Annotated in this window: 23 protein-coding genes and 2 pseudogenes; 11 read left to right on the forward strand and 14 right to left on the reverse strand. The window is 38.0% G+C overall.

Annotated features, from left to right (window positions below):
• Positions 1–213 precede the first annotated feature (213 nt).
• Together F6K18_RS28195 and F6K18_RS28200 are read left to right on the forward strand one after the other, a co-directional pair.
• Positions 214–1,212 (forward strand): glycosyltransferase family A protein, encoded by a 999-nt coding sequence (locus F6K18_RS28195; protein ID WP_287525722.1) that lies wholly within the window; start codon positions 214–216, stop codon positions 1,210–1,212.
• A gap of 422 nt (positions 1,213–1,634) precedes the next feature.
• Positions 1,635–1,781 carry a hypothetical protein gene (locus F6K18_RS28200; protein ID WP_287525724.1) on the forward strand — a complete coding sequence of 49 codons (147 nt, stop codon included), beginning with the start codon at positions 1,635–1,637 and terminating at the stop codon, positions 1,779–1,781.
• A 619-nt stretch (positions 1,782–2,400) separates the two neighbouring features.
• On the opposite strand, the gene F6K18_RS28205 is transcribed toward F6K18_RS28200, so the two are convergent.
• A complete protein-coding gene (locus tag F6K18_RS28205; RefSeq protein ID WP_287525725.1) occupies positions 2,401–2,733 on the reverse strand; it encodes a hypothetical protein in 333 nt (110 codons plus the stop codon).
• Between the two features lie 237 nt (positions 2,734–2,970).
• On the opposite strand from F6K18_RS28205, the pseudogene F6K18_RS28210 reads away from it, so the two are divergent.
• A pseudogene (locus F6K18_RS28210) lies at positions 2,971–3,920 on the forward strand (IS5 family transposase).
• An 11-nt stretch (positions 3,921–3,931) separates the two neighbouring features.
• Here F6K18_RS28210 and F6K18_RS28215 read toward each other — a convergent pair.
• The 3 genes from F6K18_RS28215 to F6K18_RS28225 all read right to left on the reverse strand — a co-directional run bounded on the left by F6K18_RS28215 (position 3,932) and on the right by F6K18_RS28225 (position 5,937).
• On the reverse strand, positions 3,932–4,234 hold the full coding sequence (locus F6K18_RS28215) for a hypothetical protein (RefSeq protein ID WP_287525727.1): 303 nt from the start codon (positions 4,232–4,234) through the stop codon (positions 3,932–3,934).
• Positions 4,235–4,416: 182 nt separating this feature from the next.
• Positions 4,417–4,713, reverse strand: a complete 297-nt coding sequence (locus F6K18_RS28220; RefSeq protein ID WP_287525730.1) for a hypothetical protein — start codon at positions 4,711–4,713, stop codon at positions 4,417–4,419.
• A gap of 141 nt (positions 4,714–4,854) precedes the next feature.
• Positions 4,855–5,937 (reverse strand): amidohydrolase family protein, encoded by a 1,083-nt coding sequence (locus F6K18_RS28225; protein WP_287525732.1) that lies wholly within the window; start codon positions 5,935–5,937, stop codon positions 4,855–4,857.
• A gap of 487 nt (positions 5,938–6,424) precedes the next feature.
• Here F6K18_RS28225 and F6K18_RS28230 point away from each other — a divergent pair, with 487 nt between their 5' ends.
• The 4 genes from F6K18_RS28230 to rnc all read left to right on the forward strand — a co-directional run bounded on the left by F6K18_RS28230 (position 6,425) and on the right by rnc (position 9,332).
• Positions 6,425–6,961, forward strand: coding sequence for a transposase (locus F6K18_RS28230; protein ID WP_287525763.1), 537 nt, complete (start codon positions 6,425–6,427; stop codon positions 6,959–6,961).
• Positions 6,962–7,043: 82 nt separating this feature from the next.
• Positions 7,044–7,175, forward strand: coding sequence for a hypothetical protein (locus tag F6K18_RS28235; RefSeq protein ID WP_287525734.1), 132 nt, complete (start codon positions 7,044–7,046; stop codon positions 7,173–7,175).
• A gap of 438 nt (positions 7,176–7,613) precedes the next feature.
• A complete protein-coding gene (locus F6K18_RS28240; RefSeq protein WP_287525736.1) occupies positions 7,614–8,357 on the forward strand; it encodes a CHAT domain-containing protein in 744 nt (247 codons plus the stop codon).
• Between the two features lie 237 nt (positions 8,358–8,594).
• Positions 8,595–9,332, forward strand: coding sequence for a ribonuclease III (gene rnc / locus F6K18_RS28245; RefSeq protein WP_287525766.1), 738 nt, complete (start codon positions 8,595–8,597; stop codon positions 9,330–9,332).
• A gap of 976 nt (positions 9,333–10,308) precedes the next feature.
• Here the strand turns inward: rnc and F6K18_RS28250 are convergent.
• From F6K18_RS28250 to F6K18_RS28275, 6 genes are all read right to left on the reverse strand, one after another.
• A complete protein-coding gene (locus tag F6K18_RS28250) occupies positions 10,309–11,529 on the reverse strand; it encodes an RNA-guided endonuclease InsQ/TnpB family protein (protein ID WP_375341361.1) in 1,221 nt (406 codons plus the stop codon).
• Between the two features lie 126 nt (positions 11,530–11,655).
• Positions 11,656–12,351, reverse strand: coding sequence for a hypothetical protein (locus F6K18_RS28255; protein WP_287525739.1), 696 nt, complete (start codon positions 12,349–12,351; stop codon positions 11,656–11,658).
• Between the two features lie 406 nt (positions 12,352–12,757).
• Entirely contained in the window at positions 12,758–13,711 is a 954-nt protein-coding gene (locus F6K18_RS28260; protein ID WP_287525741.1) for an N-acetylglucosamine kinase, read from the reverse strand.
• 34 nt (positions 13,712–13,745) lie between these two features.
• Positions 13,746–13,874: a hypothetical protein gene (locus F6K18_RS28265; RefSeq protein ID WP_287279352.1), complete on the reverse strand. Its 129-nt coding sequence runs from the start codon at positions 13,872–13,874 to the stop codon at positions 13,746–13,748.
• A gap of 34 nt (positions 13,875–13,908) precedes the next feature.
• On the reverse strand, positions 13,909–14,037 hold the full coding sequence (locus F6K18_RS28270; RefSeq protein ID WP_287525744.1) for a hypothetical protein: 129 nt from the start codon (positions 14,035–14,037) through the stop codon (positions 13,909–13,911).
• 34 nt (positions 14,038–14,071) lie between these two features.
• Positions 14,072–14,200 carry a hypothetical protein gene (locus F6K18_RS28275; RefSeq protein ID WP_287525746.1) on the reverse strand — a complete coding sequence of 43 codons (129 nt, stop codon included), beginning with the start codon at positions 14,198–14,200 and terminating at the stop codon, positions 14,072–14,074.
• A 510-nt stretch (positions 14,201–14,710) separates the two neighbouring features.
• Between F6K18_RS28275 and F6K18_RS28280 the strand changes: the two genes are divergently transcribed.
• The 4 genes from F6K18_RS28280 to F6K18_RS28295 all read left to right on the forward strand — a co-directional run bounded on the left by F6K18_RS28280 (position 14,711) and on the right by F6K18_RS28295 (position 17,243).
• Entirely contained in the window at positions 14,711–15,394 is a 684-nt protein-coding gene (locus F6K18_RS28280) for a hypothetical protein (protein ID WP_287525748.1), read from the forward strand.
• Entirely contained in the window at positions 15,378–15,602 is a 225-nt protein-coding gene (locus F6K18_RS28285) for a hypothetical protein (protein ID WP_287525750.1), read from the forward strand. The genes F6K18_RS28280 and F6K18_RS28285 overlap by 17 nt, the downstream gene beginning before the upstream one ends.
• 62 nt (positions 15,603–15,664) lie before the next feature.
• A complete protein-coding gene (locus F6K18_RS28290) occupies positions 15,665–16,252 on the forward strand; it encodes an LLM class flavin-dependent oxidoreductase (protein WP_287525752.1) in 588 nt (195 codons plus the stop codon).
• Between the two features lie 589 nt (positions 16,253–16,841).
• Positions 16,842–17,243, forward strand: a complete 402-nt coding sequence (locus F6K18_RS28295) for a hypothetical protein (protein WP_287525754.1) — start codon at positions 16,842–16,844, stop codon at positions 17,241–17,243.
• Between the two features lie 136 nt (positions 17,244–17,379).
• Here F6K18_RS28295 and F6K18_RS28300 read toward each other — a convergent pair whose 3' ends face one another.
• From F6K18_RS28300 to F6K18_RS28315, 4 genes and pseudogenes are all read right to left on the reverse strand, one after another.
• Entirely contained in the window at positions 17,380–17,619 is a 240-nt protein-coding gene (locus F6K18_RS28300; RefSeq protein ID WP_287525756.1) for a hypothetical protein, read from the reverse strand.
• Positions 17,620–18,157: 538 nt separating this feature from the next.
• Positions 18,158–19,207: pseudogene (locus F6K18_RS28305) on the reverse strand (methyltransferase).
• Between the two features lie 375 nt (positions 19,208–19,582).
• Positions 19,583–20,497 carry a S1 RNA-binding domain-containing protein gene (locus F6K18_RS28310; RefSeq protein WP_287525758.1) on the reverse strand — a complete coding sequence of 305 codons (915 nt, stop codon included), beginning with the start codon at positions 20,495–20,497 and terminating at the stop codon, positions 19,583–19,585.
• Between the two features lie 286 nt (positions 20,498–20,783).
• The gene (locus tag F6K18_RS28315) at positions 20,784–21,521 is read right to left on the reverse strand and encodes a dienelactone hydrolase family protein (protein WP_287525759.1); all 738 of its coding nucleotides are present in this window, start codon (positions 21,519–21,521) and stop codon (positions 20,784–20,786) included.
• Positions 21,522–22,031 lie beyond the last annotated feature (510 nt).

A 22,031-nucleotide genomic window follows, 5' to 3' on the forward strand; every position in this document is an offset into this window, starting at 1 on the left:
TAGAGTGCTTATTGTTTGTTTGGTCGCGATTCATCTCCCGGTAAATTGGAGATTATACCGGGAGCCGTCACTCACTCCATTTTTGATAGAAACTTTCCATGGAAGGTATCTACAATATCCAGTGTTCCCTCTTGAATTTCCACCTACGAGCTAACATCTACCACCTACCACCTACGAGCTAACACCTACCACCTACTACCTAAGTCTATTAAGATGTCAACTACTACTAAAACTCCACGGGTAAGCGTAATTATACCCGTTTACAATGGCGATCGCTATATTCGCCAGGCCATCGAAAGTATTTTATCCCAAACTTATCAATCCTATGAAATCATTGTCATTGATGATGGCTCCACAGACAATACCTCTTTAGTCTTAGAACCTTATGTTAAGGCTATCCGTTATATATATCAAAAAAATCAAGGGGTTTCAGCAGCTAGGAATCATGGTATAGATCTGGCGCGGGGAGAGTTAATTGCTTTTCTAGATGCAGATGATTTTTTTCTACCGGATAAACTGACTGCCCAGGTAGGGGTATTTGACGCGCAACCGAATTTGGGAATTGTTCACAGTGGGTGGCGCAGAGTGAATCAGGATGGTGAAACTATTAAAGATGAGACTCCCTGGGATTATGTTCCTAAATTGGATTTAGAGGCATGGTTACGATGGAAACCAATAGGCACAATGGGTACTTTGATGTTTCGACGAGATTGGTTGCAACAGGTGGGAAATTTTGAAGCAGGATTAGGTCAAGCGGAGGATGTAGATTTAGTATTGCGTTTGGCTTTGCAGGGTTGTGAGGCGGACTGGTTACGAGAGTCTACTGTTTGTTATCGCCAGCATGACCGGAATACTATGCGAGATGGGGTTTCTCAGGCGAGGTCTATCAATCGGGTTTTAGATAAGTTTTTTGCGTCGGAGTCTCTACCTTTGGAGGTTCGGTTGTTAGAAAAACAGGTGCGTTACAATACTTTAGTCTGGAGTTCATGGTATTTGTACTATACGGGTTTCTATTCTGAAATGGTGGAATATTTACAAAGGTCTTGGAAATATTCTCCTTTTTTACCTGTGGGAACAGTGATTAATTGGATTGACAGCTTTACAGGATTTTCTGAGAATGTGGGGCATGATTTAGATGCCGATCGATTGGCTAAAACTTCTGAGTGGCAAAATTTAATGAGTTGGGTGATTAGTCATAGTGAGGTTTCTTAACTCCTGTGAAATCATATTATTAGGACTTACGCAGTACAACGTATTTTCGTCATTGCGATCCATAGGGTTTGCGGAGCATTCCGGAACGGAAAGCAATCTCAAATTCTAGTTTTTCGTACCTCATATAGAATCCTGTTGAATAGTTGTCATTGCGACTGCTTCTCAAAAAGGACAAATGATTGATCTAGCTGATGTCGAGAATATCAATACCCCACAAATCAGCAGTGACGAGTTTTGGTCATTCGTCCAAAAAAAGCGAGTGGGTAATTCTGGGGTCTCCCCAGAATGTAAGACGCACTCAAGACACAAAAAAACTCTCAGATCAATGAATTGACACAAGGGGATTGTGGGATGGGGATGACTCAAGTATCCAGAACGTGGATTGATTTTGGCCACGCTTAGTCGGAAAACACAGTGACCAGTTGATCCGAGAATTAATCGCCAACACAGAAGGGAAAACTAATTGTCAACAGTGGCATACTGATGATTGGGGTGGGTCTCAAAGAGTTTGGCCCCCAGAAGTCAAGCAGATCATCGGTAAAGACCAGACTCAACTCAAATCCGGTTAATTGCACATAAAAAAATTCTCCAATCGTCATAAGTCGGCCCATCTTTGTAATTCTCTCTCCTCCTGACTCCTGACTCCTGACTCCTGACTCCTCCTGAGTTAACCATTCTATAACTGTTTAACCGGACTTGATATCAGACAGCAGATAGGTCGGTGGCATCGCACCCCAGAATAAATTTGGTCAGGAAGGGGAACAGACAAAGATCACAATTAGGTTAGCGTTCGCGGAGCGTGGCGTCAATCTCACGATGATCAAGGTTTGGGAGCAAACCTTAGCAAACTTATTTTGCCGACGATGCCATCGGCCATTCTGTTGTCTGACAATTCCATTGGTTCGCTCCAATTGCTGTGTCTGGTCTTTTGCGATCATATGCTTAACTTCAGGGGGCACGGGCTCGTTCATCTCCTCCCCAATCATCGGTGTGCCATTGTCTACAGTTAGTTTTACCTTCTGTATTAACTATCAGCTGTTCAAGCTTATTGGTCAGTATGTTTACCAACTCTACCTGTGAGAATCAATCCACCAAAGCAGGCTTGAGTCATACCAATCCAACACTCACCTGCACTCAATTCATTTGACTGGCACTGATGCATGTTTTTTTGGACATTCATACCAAAATTCATCTCCACTGACTTGTGAGGTTTCGATATGCCCGTAGATGAGCATGATGAATCATTTGTCCTTTTTGAGAAGCAGCTGTGACCAAACTCACTACCGTATTATATGCCAGATTTACCGTACGGCTAATTCCTCTTAAATTACTACCTTCAACATGAGCTTGTAGAACCATAGGCATTTTTTCCGGCTCAATTTGCCGAGGATACTCTAGGGTATCGAAAGTAGAGCGTGTTTGCGCAGCATTCCGCAGGAAAAGTTTGTAGACATTCGGGACAATAGTACCGTTGGCAACATTAACTGTTTTTTCCGTGCTGATGGGCTTTGTGATCACCACTGAGAGGACATTCCATCATCGTTTCAACTCTTTAGGGACAATATTCATATTACCATTCCCACACTTTACTGATGCACTAACCTTTTTTTTACGCCGTCAGCCTAATTTCTCTTATGTCTGATCCATTGTCGAGATACTCACCCTCATTCCTGTTCTTGATGGCTTTGTTGCACAAAAGATGATGTTTAGGGTAAAAATAAAGAAGTTAAGATGGTACACAAAATACAGTCAGTAGGTATGAGTAAATCTAAGTCCTTGTATCGGCTCAAAAATTGGTCTGAGTATGATGCATCCTTAAAACAGCGAGGGAGTTTCACTTTTTGGCTGACTCCGGAATCACCTCCGGAGTGGCTTAATCAGAAAAAAACTGGACGTAGGGGAGCATCTAATAACTACAGTGACACGGCCATTGAATTTATGGTGACTATACAATCCTTGTTTAGTCTGGCTGGACGACAGAGTGAAGGTTTTGTGGAATCTATATTTGAATTGATGGACTTAGATTTACCAGTACCAGACCATAGCACCGTATCCCGTCGCTTACAAAAACTGAATGTTCAACTGCCAGTTATACCAACGCTCTGAAGCTATTCATCTGGTAGTAGACTCTACAGGGGTAAAAGTTTATGGAGAAGGTGAATGGAAAACAAGAGTTCATGGTATTGGTAAACGGCGTACATGGCGTAAATTACATCTGGGAGTAAATGAGGCGACTGGGGAGATCGTGAGTGGGGTAGTGAGTAACAATGATGTGAGTGTGACCCAAGTATTTTCTGACCTATTAGATGGAGTAGATGGGGAAATAAATAGCCCAAGTATCAGGAGACGGAGCCTATGATAAGTATAAGTGTTATGAGAAAGCTAGGCAACGAGGAGCAAAGGCAACTATTCCACCCAGGAAAAATGCAGTAATAGGTCAACATGGCAACTGTAAATGCCCACCTCATCCCAGGGATAAAAACCTCAGAAGAATAAGAATTGTAGGACGCAAGAAATGGAAGCGTGAATGTGGTGATCACCGACGCTCGTTGTCGGAAACCACAATGTTCAGGCTCAAAGTTCTTTTTGGAGGCAAGTTACGAAGACGAAAATTTGACAATCAGGCAGTAGAGTTATTCATACAATGCTCCATGCTCAACGTGATGATTCAAAATGGTAAGCCCCAGAGCTACAAAGTAGAAATCTAGTTAACTTCCAACTAAGGGAGTTTTTTGCGACCGCTACTTTCATGCAACAAAGCCGTTCTTGATTGATAGCGCTTGGATAATTCTCTGAGTAATAAATCATTTTTCTCCTCTACTAGAGATTTGATGATGTTGAGATGATCATGGGAAATGATTGGCTGCTGATCTCCTCCACGGCCTTTGGCCTCAATTTGTCCATAATGACGATCATGACGCCACAAATTTCGTACAAATGACAAGCTGATCTTAAATCTTGCAGCCAACTGACGTTGAGAGCCTTCTTTTGCATCCCTTGCTATGATCACGCGACGACGCAAATCACTCGAATACGATACTGGCATCAAATTTAACAATTTACAGAACTCATCTGACCACAAAGTGTGGTTCAATTAACTGAAAATTGCTGTAAATAAAGGGTAAGCTTATTTTCTGGAGATGTCTATTTAATAATAACACATTTTTTTGACTACGGGTTAAAACCCGTCGAGTGGTTTCCCACTTACCGAATTTTGGCGTTGCTGATTTGAGGTATGATATCATTCAGGATAAGAGGGCCAGCAAAAAACTTTCTCCTTCTACTCCTGTTTGTTATTCTTTCTTCCCTCCTGACTCGGTCCTCCTGACTTCTCCTCCTGGGAGGCGTTAGGGGTAGGTTGACTCCTAAATAATTAAGATTAATATCATACACGCGCTTCAGCAACACCGAAATTTTTAGTTCAATGACACCAGTTATCCAAAAAAGGATAAAAGTATTTAGATTAGAGTTGTTGGGAAATAACAATTGAACAATGCTCAAAACCTTATAGAATAAGCTTTTCATGATTCTAGGACTGAAAAACGCTATAAACTTTGACCAATAAGGGTTTTAGCCATTTTTTTAGCTTAATTCCCAACAACTCTATTATATCCTAACAAATTGAAACCTGCACATTTCACCTCAAACTTTATAGAAACATTTAGGATTATCCCAAACAATCTTGTTCACTATCTCCTGAGATAAACTCTTCTCAAGCTCTACAACATTCTTAACAACATCTGGCTGATGATCCATGTGTGGATAATCTGAGCCAAATATTAAATTGTCAGAACCAATGTAATCAATAATCTGAGTCAGATAGGGTTCAGATGGGTCAACGGCAATATAACATTGACGGCGAAAATATTCTGATGGCAGCGATTTTACCATGTCTTTGACTTCCCAATGTAAATTTTTGTATTCTTCATCCAACCGCCATAACCAATAGGGCAACCAACCACAACCAGATTCTAAAAATCCTACCCGCAGTTTCGGATGACGCTCTAATACTCCTCCTTCAATTAAAGCCAATAATGCCATCATCTGTTCCATGGGATGAGAACAAGCATGGAGGGCAAAACGACTATTGAATCTATCTGCTCCTGTGGTGGGTAAGCGACCGTGGGTTGCTTCGTGAATACCTACTGCTATGTCTAATTCTTCGCAAGCGCTCCAAAAGGGTTCGTATTCCGCATCGCTCAAAATTCTGCCTTTGACGGGGTTAGGGCGTAAAAAAACTGCTTTCCAGCCAAAGTTTACAATTCGATGTAGCTCTTTGACCATCTCCTGGGGGTCATGGAGATTCATTGCTCCTACTCCTTTTAACCGACTGGGGTCATAGCTACAAAATTCTTCATACAGCCATGTATTGTAGGCATGGGTAAAAGCTCCGATGACTTCTGGGGGGAAAGTATCGATGGCAAATAACCACAGTCCGGAAGTGGGATAAATAAAGGCTATATCTATTCCCATCAATACCATTGCTTGGACGTGGGATTCCACATCGTAGTGGTTTAAATAAGCATGGGGGTGAGCCTCCATCATCTGCCTATTTCCCTCTTGTTCTACTTGTTGGGAGATTTTTTCGGTGATGGGTTGTCCTTTGATTTTCATGTCGGTTGAGGGGGCAAAGTCTTTAAATTGAGGTTCGAGGTATTTGGCCCACATCTGGGGAGGTTCGATAGCGTGGGAGTCTGCGTCTATAATTTTGTAACTGTTCAGCATTTTTTTTTCTGTGTAGTAGACTGTTTCATCTAAATAAAATAGTGTAATAGTAGAGGCGGGTTCTGCATTAAATTAGTCTTGCTCAACATTAAATTTAGATAAACCTGCCCCATGCCGCACTTCAGTAGATCCAGTAGTGGCGCGTCAAGCTTAAAATGGTGTATTAGCTTCATAGGCAAGAAGTTATGATCACAGATCATCAGGCGATCGCTAAAAATTGACATGGAGAAACAGGTGTTAAGAGTCTTAGTGTGCCACAGTTTCAACAACAGGATAAAGATGCTTCAATGACAAAATAGCAAAATAATAGTATATTTTAAGGTTTGGCGTTGCTGATTTGAGGTATGATATCATTCAGGATAAGAGGGCGAGCAAAAAACTTTCTCCTTCTACTCAGGGTTTCTTATTCTTTCTTCCCTCCTGACTCCTGAGGACTGACTCCTAAGTAATTAGGATTAATATCATATCAGAAATTGAAAATTTTTTAATTCGAGTATTTGCTTTAGATGAATGTGATGTTTGTGCTGAAGATATTTGTGGTTATGGATGGGGCGATCGCCTGGAAAGACGAGAGGTAGAGGTAGACAACTATCGTGATTCCCAGACATACTATGGAGCTTTAGATTGCCAAAGTGAAGAAGTAATACTTAGTGCCTATCAAACAGCTAACACGGAAGCAACAATTGATTTTGTCAAGCATTTACGTATTCAAAGTGAGGAAGCGAAAATTGTTCTGATTTGGGATGGATCCAGTTACCATCGTTCCCAAGAGTTTCGTAAGTTTCTTGCCACAATCAATACTCAGACAAATATTACAGTTCATTGTTTGCGTTTTGGACCATATGCACCATCAGAAAATCCCATAGAGAATATTTGGGGACAAGCCAAAAAACTGCTTCGACAATTACACCAACGATGTCGCTCCTTTGCCATCACAAAAAAAATCTTTGAACTATTTATTAAGTATAGGTTATTTAGTGTGCCAAATTTGAGTAAATATCAAGCTTTCTCTAGTATCATTTAGGATTGCTATACTAACCTGTGGAGTAAAACTATGTATCATCAGAAATGGAAAAAAAATAATTATTTTTTGTTTATTATTTATCTTGATTTTTTTTAGTACCATTATCTTAAAAATTCTCCTGGTAAAACAATCAGTGATCGCTGTAAAAGAAGATGACTGGGATAGATTTTTAGAAGAGAAAGACTTTATTGAAGCAGTAAATCAAGTTGAGTAGCATTGGGAAAGAGACTATGAAAATTACTTTGATTCAAATATAGCTGACTTTTCAGTAACGGCTGAAGGTATCGCTGAAACTCTTTCAAATATATCTCAACAAACTGGTACAAAACCTGCTGCTGTTATTTGGATTTGGTCACGAGCAGAGCAAATGCAGCTAATATTAATAACCCCAGGCAAAAAACCAGAATTTTATAGTGTTACTGATGCAGATAATCCACAGTTAATTAATACAGTTATAAGCCTCAATGTAGAAATCACAAATCCTATAAACTCAATACTACATCATATTTATAACAGCACAAAAATTATATAAATGGATGGTAAAACCGTTATAAACGACTTTATGACATGAAAGATAGATACTATTATGTTCTACTTAGGTATTGGTTTACCAATTTTACCATTAGCAGCTTTACATGATGGATAAAATTTTATGATCGAAAAGTATGCTATTACTAGAATTCCAGCATTTAATCTGATAGATACTAACTATAATAAAATTAAAAATGCTGAAATATTAGCAATAGGAGCATCAGAATTTAAAGAACTAAAACCTTTAGCAGCAGTACCAGTAGAAATTAACAAAATCACACGATTTACATGGCAAGGTAATGCTTTGATGAATCAAGATTTCACAGTTAACAATTTACAAGAACAACGACAGAAAAAATCTTATGAAATAGTTCATTTAGCTACCCATGCAGAGTTTCGACCAGGAAAACCAGAGCGGTATTATATACAGTTTTGGAATGATGAACAAATCGGATTAGATGAAATAGAAAAGTTGAAATTGAACGAACCCCCAGTCGAATTATTAGTTTTAAGTGCTTGTCGCACTGCCTTGGGGAATAGACAAGCAGAATTGGTTTTTGCGGGGTTAACGGTGAAGTCAGGAGTTAGATCGGCATTAGCAAGTTTGTGGAATGTCAGCGATATTGGAACATTGGCATTAATGACAGAATTTTATCAACACTTGCAAAAAACACTACTGAGAGCAGAAGCACTCCGACAAGCTCAAATTGTAATGATACGAGGGGAAGTAAGTATAAATATGGGTGAGTTAAATGGAACTAAGGGAGAGTTACAACTACCCCCAGAATTATCAGAGTTTGGTAATGAAATTTTTTCCCACCCTTATTATTGGTCAGCTTTTACATTAATTGGTAATCCTTGGTAAGTTTTTTGGGCGTTGATAATTTAGACCCTAGATCGATTATCTTCTCCACCTTTCTGTATGTAATAATTATAATGTAACTCTAATAGTAAACAAATATTCCATTGCACTAAAATTAGCAAAGTAGGAAACAGGAAGTAGGGAATAGGGAGAGTCCAAAAATTGGATAATTTATTTTTTGCTATTCCTTAACCCTAAAAGTAAACAAATAAATTGGGAGAGACCAAAACCATCCAAACAATGACTCAAATATATCATCCTCGCCAAAAGCAACTTCAATCTCTAATAGAAAAGTTATCTATACCTCAACAAGCAGCAATAAAATGGAATTTACTAGATTTGGCTTTAACCCATTCTACAGTTTCCTCAATACATAACTATGAACAGTTAGAATTTGTAGGTGATGCAGTAGTTCGACTGGTTGCGGCAGAGTTACTATTTGAAAAGTATTCAAATTATCCAGTAGGAGAATTTGCCGCCATTCGTTCTATTTTGGTGAGTGATCGCTCTCTAGCGCAAATTGCAAATAAATATGGGTGGAGTCGTTATTTACTGGTATCTAAAAGTGCGGCAGGAGATCGAGCTGGGGAAGAGTCACGAATAGCAGATTCTTTTGAAGCTGTTTTAGCTGCTCTTTATTTAAGCACTAATAGCTTAGAATTAATTCGCCCTTGGTTAGACTCTCACTTTGAAGTCTTGATTGCAGAAATTCGCAGTGACCCAGCTAGGCAAAATTATAAAGCAGCTCTCCAAGAATGGACTCAAGGTCATTACAAAACACTCCCAAATTATCAAGTTGAGGAAACGAATAAGATTCATGGCGATCGCGGACGTTTCTTTGCAGAAGTTTGGTTTAAAGGCAAGAAACTTGGCATGGGTAAGGGACCATCAATTAAAGCTGCGGAACAAGCTGCAGCTAAATCTGCTTTGAATCAATTGAAAGCTAAAAGTTTTGAACAGTTAGACGATCTACTTTAGTACCTGATAGATAACGTTATGCATGGTAGTTAATACTCACCACTCTAGAAAACAAGGTTAATATTCAAGGAGTCAGAAATCAGAAGTGTGTTTGCGCAGCATTCGGATTGAAAGTCAGAAGTTAAAATTAGTGGGAGAATGGCTCTTTGCGTAGCATTCCCCAATATACCAAGGAACAAGCGGATTTGACATTTTTTTTAGGTGTTTTTGACTAATACCAATTTGAAAAAAGAATGTTATGAATAATAAGTGTGATTAAAAGACAAGCACAGGAAATGTCCCTTTGACAAAGCGGTGAGACCCCGCGACGACACCAGTTGCAAGCGGGCATTTTGCTCCCCAACATGTAAAGCGTTAGCGTTTGCGCAGCATGACCATAGGAAAGCTCCTCCTCTGGAGGAAAGAGGCAGCGACTCTGTCACTCTTCGGGTCTCCTCGCCATATCCAATCCACCAACAGAGCGGTCAGAACCCGCGTCGGCGTGAGACGCAAGGGAATGCTGACTCCTGTGAGGGAACGCGCACCAAAAGAAAAAGAGAATTTATGACCTAAAAATTGGTATTGAAGCCATTAATTCTGTACCTCGCCAATTCGACGGCTCCCCTACCTGAGTTCTGACTTCCTCTCCTGGGAGGGGTTAGGGGTGGGTTGACTCCGAATAAATACCCTATTGTAGCAAATATTTATCAATTTTGTATAAAGTCCCGATAAGGGAGTAGGGAAAATAGGGAGATGTGCTCTGCATAGATAGGATCGGCTTTTTCATCACTAATTATCTGGATTTAATATCAATCGAGTTGCATAAGGCTAACGCACATTGAATCTAGTATAACTACCAGCCATGGCATTTTGATGAATATTTGCGATAAATCTTGATTCTGTATTTGACATCCTCCCCTGCCTAAAGGCGAGGGGATTCCCACATCACTGTGAGACTTTCCTCTTTCGTCGAGTCAACTTACTTGCCTGAGTTTCCTCATTCAAGCAGAGGTCGTTCTCTCCAGAGGCCGTTATTCCAACTGTGCCCCAGGGTAGTTGCTAATTCTCTTAATGCTGATTGGAGTATATTGATAGCTGCATTCTCGTCCCTGTCGGCAACATAACCACAGTGTGGACATTGATGAGTCCTGGTGCTGAGGGTCTTCACAACAGTTTCACCGCAGCTTGAACAATTTACAGAAGTATATGCAGGTTCTACTGCTACTACAGGCACACCATAGACTCTGCCAAAATACTCCAACCATTCTCTAAACCTGTACCATGCTGCATCTGCTATGGACTTCGCTAACTTATGGTTTTTCATCATATTACGCACTTTCAGGTTTTCGATCGCTACCAAGTCGTTAAATTGTATGACGCGCTGTGCTAACTTAACTGCCCAGTCGTTACGTCTGCGTGAAACCTTCAGATGCGCTCTGCCTAACCTATTTCTTGCCTTAATTCTGTTTTGAGAACCTTTTTGAGTACGAGATAAACGACGTTGTAGTTTTTTGATTTTTTTCTCATCTTTCCTCAAAAATCTCGGATTCTCTATTTTTTGGCCCTGAGAATCAGTGTAGAAATGATTTAAACCTAAGTCTATTCCTAATTGCTGTCCTGTAAGATTTTTCTTCTCCTCCCTAGTATGGTCAATTGAGAATTGAGCATAGTAGCCATCATGCCTTCTGACAACTCTGACTCGTTTGATTTGATTGAGTTGATAAAAATGAAGGTTTCGACTACCCCAAAGCTTAAAAGTACCTGCTTTGAAGCCATCAGTAAAAGTTAAATAGCGTCTATCTTCTGATAGTTTCCATCCGCTAGTTTTGTATTCTACCGAGTCTCTAACTTGGTATTTTTTTAACTTGGGAAAACCTCTCTTGGTGCGCGTTCCCTTGCGACTGCCGTCGTCGCGGGGTCGCACCGCCTTCTTACCAGCAACATTAGCTTTACAGTTTCGATAGAATCTTTCTATTGCTGCCCATGCTCTCTCAGCATGAGCTTGTCTTGCCATAGAGTTAAGTTGCTTTGTCCAGGGGAACTCAGGATTGTGTGCTAGTTTTGTGCAATATTTGTAGGCATCGTTACGACTATGAATTTCTCTATCTATCCATGCTCGGATAATGCTATTGCGCACAAATCGACCAGTCCTAATGGCTGAGTCTAGCCGATCGTACTGGCCTTGTATGCCTTGCAACTTCATTTCATAGATGAGCATAGAAATATTTTATCGTTTAATGCCACGATAAAACCATACCACACAGTTCAGCATATCTGCAACTAGATATATGCATTAAAAAGTCCCCCTCAAAGGGGGAGGCTTTCAACCCAATTTTCCGGTAAATTAACGCAATGCAAAATCAGACCGTAATCTCAAGTCTAAATCTTCCTCTGGATAAATCACGACTACCTGCGCTTTTTCCCGACCCAATAATACTCCAGCTAGAGCACCCAACCCAGCACCAGCTAATACTCTTTCTGTAGCAATTACTTTATCCCCAGTAATACCAGATAGTAAAGTAGCAGCAGCACCACCCACAGCGGCACCCTTCAAAATATCTCCAGCATCAGCACCCTTTGTGATTTTTTCAGTATCGGTAACTACCCTAGAAATAGCGTCAAAACGAAACCTTCTGCGACCGCGGATAATTAACTGTTCGGCCAAAAATTGAGTACCATCTGAAACAGGTTGTAGTTGACCTTCTATTAAACTGCCAAAGGGTATAATTACTCTTCCTTGAACATCTCGAATATCTTGTGCTACTGTTAGCCTTAATCTCATAGATTCATCTGGACTTAGGACTACTTTTTCTGCTTCGTCATATTCGACAGGTATAAGTGTTCCTGCTGGTATTCGTGCTACAGAAAACTGTCTTTGTTGGTTATTAGAAAATTGACTTTGTTGGTTATTAGGAAACGTTCTTCGCCGATAAAATTGAGCCATAGCAGGATTTGAAATTAGGGGTGTTGCTGTGGCTAATGTCATACCTAAAGTTAATAATAAAGAAGTTCCGAAATGCCATTTTTTTGAATTAAACATAGATAATATTCTCCAAATAGAAAATTTTCAGCAGTGTAATAAATATCTGATGAGATATAGCAGTGCTAGCTCAGGGGTTTACCAGGGTCATTTCATTCTGGTGCAGGATGGCAGAAATAACTAACCAGTTACAAAATCCTAAAAGCCTTACCAATCAATACTTTTAACTTTTAACTTTTAACTTTTGACTTTTGACTTCCGCGTAGCGGCACTAGATTTTGGCAATGAATTTATTGATTTTCAGACAGGGAAAAATAAATTTCCTAAAGCTTGAAATAACGTTGTTTCGTCAATACATAAAATGCCACAGTTTAGAATGAAATAGCCCTGGGCGTTTACCTTTTTAGGGTAAGGGAAAATTGTTAATTTTTTTATATAAAAATATTTTGAATTCCCTGTTATTTACCTAGATAGCAATAGCTTTCAAGGCTAAAATTCCTGCACCATAAACAGGTTGATGTCGAGGCCAAATAAGTTTAGCAGTAGGAGCGATCGCCAAGATAGAATCTTCAAACAGACCGCGAAAATCAATCATACTGTTCCAGACACTTCCAATAGTAACTACTTCAAAAGTTTCGTGAGGCTGAAATAAGGTAGATATCACAATTTTTGTAGCTATGCTTAACTCCTCTACAGCATCGTTGATAATTTTCTTGGCAACCTTATCTCCCTTATCTGCGGCTGTGGAGACAATAGGAGCAAGTGCTGCTATATGTGTTGGACTCCATTCACGACGATAGACTACTTCTATTAGACCTTCAATATTTATTAGGCCCAGATATGCTTGAAAATCTGTAATTAGAGTCGTGGGTAATTCACGTCCATCATAACTTTTCAAAGCTGCTTGTAAACCTCTAATAGCTATATTATAACCACTACCTTCGTCTCCCAATAGATAGCCCCAACCACCAACTCGTTTAGTTAACCCCTGACTATTTTGGCCGAATACTTGAGAACCTGTGCCTGCCATTGCCACAATACCTATAGAATATCCAATACCTCCCACCAAAGCGATGTTACTATCGCTACAAATAATTATTGTATTTGGGTGTAAATCCCATTTTATCGGCAAATTAGTAATAATTTCTTGGAGCAAATTTTCTACTACTGGAAAGTCTTCCGGTCTTCCTACTCCTGCTAAACCAAGACAAATTCCAGAGATTGGTTGATGGTTATTATTATTAGTAACTGCTTGAGTAATAGCGGTTTGAATTGAATTTTTTGCCACTTCAATTCCCACACTTTGATAATTTGACGGACCGCTTTTACCACTACCAAGAATTTGATAATTTTCATCCATTAAAACAGCTTCCGTTTTGGTGCCACCGCCGTCAATTCCTAAAACATTTACTTTTTTCATATTCTATAATTATTATTATTTATCTAATTTTGAGCTAGGAAAAGTTTTGACAATTAATATCAGCTCTCAAACCTCCTACTTCAGTGGTAGGTACTGTTAATTGATAACTTTTAACTGATTTGATACCACCACCATCAATTTCTAAAACATTTACTTTTTTCATATTCTATAATTATTATTATTTATCTAATTTTGAGCTAGGAAAAGTTTTGACAATTAATATCAGCTCTCAAACCTCCTACTTCAGTGGTAGGTACTGTTAATTGATAACTTTTAACTGATTTGATACCACCACCATCAATTTCTAAAACATTTATTTTTTTCATATTCTATAATTATTATTATTTATCTAATTGTGAGCTAGGAAAAGTTTTGAAAATTAATATCAGCTCTCAAACCTCCTACTTCAGTGGTAGGTACTGTTAATTGATAACTGTTAACTGATTTGATACCACCACCATCAATTTCTAAAACATTTAATTTTTTCATATTCTATAATTATTATTATTTATCTAATTGGGAGGCAGGAAAAATTTTTATATCGAATTATTCTAACTATAAAAAAAATATCATAAATAGTAAAAAAAATTGACATTTTTTTCAACTTGACAGAAAAAAATGTCAAAGTTATTATACAAATCTAATAACAACAAATAAATACTAATACTTTTTAGTCATTTATAGCAATCCTAAATAGGTTGCGGGTAATTAAAAAGTAAATAAAAAAATTGAAACTCCCACCTGTTCCCTGTTCCCTAAAAAGTAGTAAGATTTTTGCCACGAATAAAATATGATTGCTATATTAATTGTTGGGATTACCTTTTAGGTAATTTTTTATATTTATATGAAACCCCATTGATGTGCCTCAGAGAATCCTCCTGTGGAAGAGTTGCCCTAAGGCTAAAACACAGATTATCTCAACCTTTAGCTTACTATTAGGAGTATCAAAAATGATTAAGCGCACATGATACTCCTGATAGTTGCATAGTTAAAAGTAATATGAATATTTATTTTGGACAAGATCGAACCTGCTGCATTTCAACCATAGATGAAATTAATTTGTACCTCAAAATTCCCATTCTGGAAGTAATTTCAATGGTTCATTACTTTAGTCAATTAGGAAAAAATTACAGTCAACAAGGTTTTAATCTGCTACAAACAAATTCCCAATTAATGGGTGTATCGACTGTACCAATAACATCTTCTAGAGAATATGTTGCATACAAAACATATTTAAGTTTGCTAGAACTGACACAAGACTGGAATTTATGTCGAATTTGGAATTATGTTCCCTATATTAATGATGAAAGTAGAGGTCTAGAAAACTATAAATCCTTCTGTAAGGGTAGATCCCTGGCATTTGAAAGTTTTTATGGGAAAGATTTTTGTGTAAAATTACCAGCAGCAACAGGTATAGGTATTGCTGATGACACCTATGCAATCTACTTTATTGCAGTGAAGGAAAACATTAGCAATGTGGAAAATCCCGAACAAATTTCAGCTTACAAATACCCGCCCCAGTATGGGCCACGTTCGCCAAGTTTTGCGAGAGGTACTGTTATTAAAAGGAATGGTAAGCGTATTGGCTATCTGTCAGGAACAGCTAGTATCAAAGGACATGAGTCTGTGGGCCAAGGGAATATTGAAAAACAGTTTGAGGTAACTTATGAAACTGGTATTTGAACGTATGGGTTTCAACCCAGGACTTCCAGACCCAACTCTTTACAATCGCGCCTTCACCATTTACCTCCGGCATCCTTCTGATTTGCCAGTTGTTCAACAGATGGTTAAGAATAATTTCGCTACTGCCGATAGATTTATCTATTTGCATTCAGATATATGTCGCTCAGAACTAGACATTGAAATTGAAGCCATCATTACTGAAAAGTAGCTACCATAACTACCTAGCAATTTACTTACTTGATTTTATCCTTTATCAAGTCTAAAAACAAAATGGAATTTGGTTTAGAGTTTTTTCCCGATGTTAGTCCTCAACAGAAGTCAGGAGCGCAGTATTTTAACGAGGCTCTTCATCTGGTGAGTCTGTGCGATAAACTTAATTATACTAATATTCGGATTGTCGAACACTATTTCCATCCATACGGCCGATATAGTCCTAATCCTATCGTTTTTCTGACAGCAGCATCCCAACGAACTCAAAAAGCTCGCTTGATTACTGGAGCAGTGTTGCCTGTATTTAACAATCCACTTAAACTAGCTGGAGAAATTGGGATGTTAGATGCAATTTCCAACGGACGTCTAGAAGTTGGTTTTGCTCGTGCATTTCTGCCCCATGAATTTACTAGATTTGGCATTGACTTAAACGAAAGTCGTGCCCGCTTTCTGGAAGGGATGGAACAGGTACGTTGCCTTCTTGAAGCAGAAAATGTGACTATGGAAGGTCAGTTTCACCACTTTAACAACGTTACTTCTTTGCCTCGTCCAACTCAAAGTCCCCGCCCTCCCTTCTGGATAGCGTGTCTAGCTACACCAGAATCTTTTGTGAGTACTGGTGAAAAGGGTTATGGAGTTTCGACTTAGTTAACAATTTACGTATGTAAGCGATATAATACGGTAGTTATCTTCACACAGCGTGTAAGTAATGAGGATGTTCTTTGTATCTTCTGCACTAATCACTGCTTAAACATTTCTGGGGTGTCTATCTATATAGACATCTCCAAAAATCCCGCTCGCTATTAGGAAGGGCGCAGTGAGGGTTGGAGAACCTGTCGGTTAATTATGTCTATTGACAAAGACTTAAATGTAAGTATAGACTTACACATATGCGGTCGGCTTGACCGTCAATGCCTGTGGACGGAGTGCTGCCGACAGTTCCGGTTGAAGCAGGAAGTAAACATTAAAATATCACGCTATGTGACGTTTTATATCAGTTTTATGAAGCAGTAATGGCAATTCCTTTAGCTGGAGGGAAAATGGCCGAGTTAATTAAGCTATATCGAGATGCCTGGAAATCTGCTGGTCATCCAGGCGAAGGTAAGTTCAATAATTAATAATTAATAATTAATAATTAATAATTACCTCTTCTTGAAAAGAAGAGGATTGATTAAAAGGGAAATTTTTTTCTTTTTTCTCCTTTAAAGGAGAGGCTCTAAACCCTTATTTGTCGGTAATGTTGGCTTTTCATATGTTTTGTGCCCCAACCGAGGAGCAGGCGATCGCCATTGCTCGTCAACCATTAAATAGGTATTTGAAGTCTTTGGTAGAAGCTGCTTCTGATTGGCTAACGGGTAGTTGTTCGGTAGATTATCCAGGCTACGATAAAATTATTGCTTCACTACAGCAAGAAACTTTTGAATCTCAGATAGAAAAGGGAGCTGCTTGGATTGGTACCCCTGAAAAATTGCGCAAGACAATTGCCAGTTACTATGAACAGGTTGGAGGTTTTGAATTTGCATCTATGCAGGTGAATTTTAACACTATTTCAGTTGAAGATGCTACAACTTCTATGGAACTCTTTGCTAAAGAAGTGATGCCTCACTTTACTGAAAAGCAATTAGTCGGTGCGAACTAATAGCGTTATTTGACCTAGTCTAGTAAAGTAGGATTTTCTGAAATTATTGGCTGAAAAATTATCTCTATTAAACTAATAATTATTCCCTCTTTTTCCTGCCATTTCATGTTGATAAAATTTTGACTATAAAAATAGCTTAATAACTTACCGAAGAATTAATAATTAAATAATTCAGGTTGAAAATCTTCCCTTTTAAGGGGGAAAATTTAGTAAATCCTCTCCCTAAAAAAGAAAGGTAATTATCCATTAATGAAAAAACCTCTTCAGCTATTTTTAACAAGCTCCTCAAATAATAGCTTACAGCAGATTCCTTACTAATGAGGTAAAACTGACGATTAGGAATATTTTTTTCTATTCCCTCCATACCTAAAACCATAAATATAAATACCTCATAACATCGGGAAGTGCTGTCTATATTTCAACAGAAAAATATTAATTTTCTGACAACTTATAACTGATAACTAAAATAACTCCTTCTTCTTTATTTATAAGACTATAAAATTAGTTGATATTAATTAAACTTATAAGTACTTGATTAATATATTTATAATTTAAACTGATTTTGGCAAAAAAAGTTCAAATGAGCTATTGAAGACCAAATTTTCGGGAAAAATCACGATTTTGCCCCTGTATGAGCAATCTTTTCATAAACGCTACAAGTATTGATATGCAAGAAATACAAGGTTTTTGCTGACCGGTCAATTTTGGTGTATATTGATAACAAGTCTGTCGCTCTGCGTAGGTGCTTATTAAAATGAAAAAGATGATTAGTAAGTGGAAGTGCGATCGCCTCAGCGAAACGTAGTTTTATCGCGTAGCAGAACGGAGTTCTATTGCATCAACGGATAAAATTGATAATTTTCACTTCTTAGCAGCTATGAGCATTTTATGTTTTGTTGACGCTCTCACGATTTTCACTTGTATGCAATTGCTGCGCTTGAAGGTCCAGTCAGGGGTATTATAGCCGTCGATTTAAAGCCGACTTGTTCACTCCACCTATTAAAATCATCAAATGTGTAATCAAAACCCTCACCTGATAGTGATTCTATCAGCATATTTAAACTCATCATCATCCCAAAAGTATTTTGTTTTCTATCATTATCAATCACTGCTTCAATTGCAATAAATGCTCCCCCATCTGGCAAAGCATCATAAGCTTTCTGAATTAATCTAACCTTATTCTCTTCATTCCAATCATGTAAAATATTTCCCATAGTAATAACATCTGATTTAGGTAATTATACTGCAAAGAAATCCCCACTTACTGCCTTAACACGATCTGCAAGTTGAAAACTTTGAATAGTTTCATTAGCTATAGACTGAACAGAATATCTATCAAATGTAGTACATTTTATCTGCGGATAATGCCTTGCCACCATAACAGATAAAACTCCAGCAGAACCACCTACATCCAAGAAAGTATTATATTTTGAGAAATCAAAAGTCTGGGTTAATTTCATAAAATTTCCTACTTGGAGACTCGTCATTGCATTAACAAATTCTTTTAGTAATACAGGGTTTTTATCTAAAACGTCAAACAAGTTTTCTCCTCCACTTTTTACTTCATTCTGTGCAAGTCCTGTAGTTAGTGCTTCATCTAAATTCCCCCAAAATCCATATAAGCGGTTGTTCATCATTTCCAACCAATCTCCTATGTAGGAAGGTTTACCCTTGTTCAAAAATGTTTCTGTATCTACAGTATTTGAATACTTAGCATTCTCCAATAGACCACTCCGCTTTAAAAACCCAAAACTTGTGAGTATATCCAAAAAATCAAAAAGATGTCTATCTGCACAATTCAATTTCAAGGTTGATTTAATCTCATTAGCTGACATACTTCCCTTTTGGGATATAAGCGTAAATAATTGGAATTTTACTGCAGTCAATAAAATTTTAGATGCCCAAAATCCAGTTCCAATTTGCATAATCATTTCTGGAGATGGTTCTTTTTTCAGATTTTCCATTTATCCTCTTTTGTTGGTAATTATTTCATAGTTGACATTTTCAAGCATAAACCGGATTTAGTACCATAGTAGATTTGTATGAGTTTTTTTGGCGTTGCTGATGCGTGGGTATGATTTGTATTTTTTGGTAATTTCTAAACTATTGAATAACAACTATTTCATATTGTTCAATTTTTATTTTCATACCTTGATTCAGCAACGCCTTTTTTTGAGTTATAAAAATTGCTGAATAAGTGCCAAAACCTATTCAGCCATCCTGAAAAGTAATAGAAAAATTAAACCTATAGCTAAGAAAGAATTGATGAGAACATAGACTAATGAAAGACCTTAGACTAGGAAATATTTTTCCAACTATTCCCTATTCCCTATTCCCTGCTATTGTAATTGAGGTAAAGCCTTTCTCGCCCTTTCTGCGCGAGCATCAGCAGACTCCATCACTTCATCAATTTTTTCCAACATTTCCCCTGGATAATTTTCTAACACCTTAGTAGAAAGAGAAATGCGCTTTCGACCCTCATCCAAATCAACAATCATCGCCTTAACCAAATTACCCTGGGCAAAAATTGTTGATAAAGAATCAACCCGTTTTTGACTAACCTGGGTAATATGCAGCAAACCAGTTAAACCCTCTAAATCTACAAAAACACCAAAAGGTTTCACTCCAACAACCTTTCCTTCAACCAACTGACCAACAAGTAACTTACTAAAACCAGCAGATTGAGCAGCCAAACGCTGAGACATCACAATTTTCTTTTTTTCTTGGTCTAATTCCAAAAAATTGACTGTCAATACTTGGTCAATCAATGACTCTAAATTATCCTTTGACAGAAGATGGGAGCGCGGAATAAAACCCCGCAAAGATTGTACATCCACCGTCACCCCACCTTTATTAGTACCAATTACTCGAACTTGGAAAGACTGACCACCTTCTTGTAATTCAATCAAATTCTCCCAAATTTGATTAATTTCTAGTTGCTTAATAGAAAGAAGCACTTCTCCTTCTGCATTTTGCTCGCGGATAATTAGGAAGTCCCGTTCTAGCTGTAATGGTAGTGCTTCCGATAAATCTTGTGTTACTCCCAAGAAAGCTTCTTGAATGGGTAAAAGAGCTAAAGACTTACCCCCTATATCAATGTATACACCTTCAGATTCATAACTATATACTTTTCCAGTAACTATTTGTCCTTTTTGAAATTCATAATTATATTGAGGTTGTTCGAGAGCTTTAGCAAAATCGTCCATGGAAAAGGACTGTTTACTTTCTTGAGAGCTAGTTGATTCGGGATTCATATACGGTAAAAAAAACACTAGGCTACTTCAATATAGCTAATCTTTGGGGCTTCAGTAGAGAAAAAAATAACTTATTGACCTATAGACAGGGAATAGGGAGTATGGAGTAGGGGGGAAGCAAAAATATTAAACTATTCGCCACAAAAAAATAATCCTGAAATATTGACTAAAATCTAGCTAGTTCTCAAAGAGTGAAGATTTTTGCTATTAGCCATGAGAAGATCAATTCATAGGGATGTTCGAGCTTCAATATTTTGTTGACCAACACTTTCTAAAACTACTTTTTTTACAATTCTTGACCAAAAAGTTGCTTTGTCTTGACCCAAGCATCAGCAGTAGCTTCAGCATTATAACTACTACGATGGTCACAAAAGAAACCATGATCTGCTTGATAACGAAATACCTGGTGCTTAATTTGATGTTTCTGTAATTCTGCTTCTATTTGGTCTACCTGTTCTATGGGAATTAAAGGATCTTCTGTGCCAAAGAAGCAGTAAATAGTACCACTAATTTTCGGAGTTAGAGTAATAGTAGCTTCACCACCACCGGGAGTACCAGTGGCAATACCAGCTCCATAGAAAGAGGCAGTTGCTTGAATTTCTGGTAAAGTTGCTGCTAAATAGCTCACATGGCCTCCGAAACAGAAACCAATACAACCAAACTTGTCTGCTTTAACAGTAGGTAGGGTTTTGAGATAATTTATAGTAGCTTGAATATCACTTAGTAGTTCTGAGGCTTTGGTTTGTTCTTTATACTTGCGACCCAGTTTGACATTTTCCTCAGTATAGCCCACTTCAAAACCTGGAGCTTGACGTTGGTAGATTGAGGGAGCGATCGCTACATAACCTTCTTTGGCAAATTTTTCTGTTACTTCTCGGATATGGGCATTGACCCCAAATATTTCTTGAATTACTACTACTGCTGGAAATAGATTTTCTTCTACTGGTTGTGCTAGATAAGAAGCTATTTCTAGGTCTCCGTTGGGGACTTGAATATGAGCTGTACGGATTTTTAATTCTGTCATCTTTTCGGCGACGGGAGACCCGCCGTATAATTTACAATTTTTGATCAGGAGGAACCTCCTCCCTCTTTTTTGGGGTGCGATGACCCGTGTCATTATCGCACTGTGGTTAATTCTATCGAAACATTTCTCAATATCTTCAACTATGAAATATGCCTACCAATATCGTATATATCCAGCAAACGTGCCAGAAGTTAATACTAAACAACTGGCTCAGGATTTGTCGATATTGGTACAACAGAATCCTAGGAGAAGGCTTTGAATGATCGAAGCAAAACAGATGTCCAGTCAATGTCTGCCCTCTAATTTGTAATTTACCAAAGTTAAAATATCAACCAAATTACTACAACCAGAAGAAGCAATTACCAAAGTTGAATATCTTGATATTTCCCAAATTTATTCAACAGTTTTGCCATATATCTGTCAAAGAGTAGAAACAACATTTTCTAGATTTTTAGCAGGAGGTGATAGTAATAGGAAACGAAGGGGTAAGCCTAGGTTGAAAAGTCAATC

Source organism: Okeania sp. SIO2C2 (genome assembly GCF_010692625.1).
Classification (GTDB): Bacteria; Cyanobacteriota; Cyanobacteriia; order Cyanobacteriales; family Microcoleaceae; genus Okeania; species Okeania hirsuta.

What these genes read in the sequence shown, in the direction of transcription:
- F6K18_RS28270 (WP_287525744.1), bottom strand. Translation starts at nt 14,037, where the DNA reads ATGAAAAAAATAAATGTTTTAGAAATTGATGGTGGTGGTATCAAATCA.
- F6K18_RS28265 (WP_287279352.1), bottom strand. Translation starts at nt 13,874, where the DNA reads ATGAAAAAAGTAAATGTTTTAGAAATTGATGGTGGTGGTATCAAATCA.
- F6K18_RS28285 (WP_287525750.1), top strand. Translation starts at nt 15,378, where the DNA reads ATGAAACTGGTATTTGAACGTATGGGTTTCAACCCAGGACTTCCAGAC.
- F6K18_RS28315 (WP_287525759.1), bottom strand. Translation starts at nt 21,521, where the DNA reads ATGACAGAATTAAAAATCCGTACAGCTCATATTCAAGTCCCCAACGGA.
- F6K18_RS28260 (WP_287525741.1), bottom strand. Translation starts at nt 13,711, where the DNA reads ATGAAAAAAGTAAATGTTTTAGGAATTGACGGCGGTGGCACCAAAACG.
- F6K18_RS28275 (WP_287525746.1), bottom strand. Translation starts at nt 14,200, where the DNA reads ATGAAAAAATTAAATGTTTTAGAAATTGATGGTGGTGGTATCAAATCA.
- rnc (WP_287525766.1), top strand. Translation starts at nt 8,595, where the DNA reads ATGACTCAAATATATCATCCTCGCCAAAAGCAACTTCAATCTCTAATA.
- F6K18_RS28310 (WP_287525758.1), bottom strand. Translation starts at nt 20,497, where the DNA reads ATGAATCCCGAATCAACTAGCTCTCAAGAAAGTAAACAGTCCTTTTCC.
- F6K18_RS28225 (WP_287525732.1), bottom strand. Translation starts at nt 5,937, where the DNA reads ATGCTGAACAGTTACAAAATTATAGACGCAGACTCCCACGCTATCGAA.
- F6K18_RS28240 (WP_287525736.1), top strand. Translation starts at nt 7,614, where the DNA reads ATGATCGAAAAGTATGCTATTACTAGAATTCCAGCATTTAATCTGATA.
- F6K18_RS28255 (WP_287525739.1), bottom strand. Translation starts at nt 12,351, where the DNA reads ATGTTTAATTCAAAAAAATGGCATTTCGGAACTTCTTTATTATTAACT.
- F6K18_RS28280 (WP_287525748.1), top strand. Translation starts at nt 14,711, where the DNA reads ATGAATATTTATTTTGGACAAGATCGAACCTGCTGCATTTCAACCATA.
- F6K18_RS28300 (WP_287525756.1), bottom strand. Translation starts at nt 17,619, where the DNA reads ATGGTTTTAGGTATGGAGGGAATAGAAAAAAATATTCCTAATCGTCAG.
- F6K18_RS28195 (WP_287525722.1), top strand. Translation starts at nt 214, where the DNA reads ATGTCAACTACTACTAAAACTCCACGGGTAAGCGTAATTATACCCGTT.
- F6K18_RS28290 (WP_287525752.1), top strand. Translation starts at nt 15,665, where the DNA reads ATGGAATTTGGTTTAGAGTTTTTTCCCGATGTTAGTCCTCAACAGAAG.
- F6K18_RS28295 (WP_287525754.1), top strand. Translation starts at nt 16,842, where the DNA reads ATGTTGGCTTTTCATATGTTTTGTGCCCCAACCGAGGAGCAGGCGATC.
- F6K18_RS28250 (WP_375341361.1), bottom strand. Translation starts at nt 11,529, where the DNA reads ATGCTCATCTATGAAATGAAGTTGCAAGGCATACAAGGCCAGTACGAT.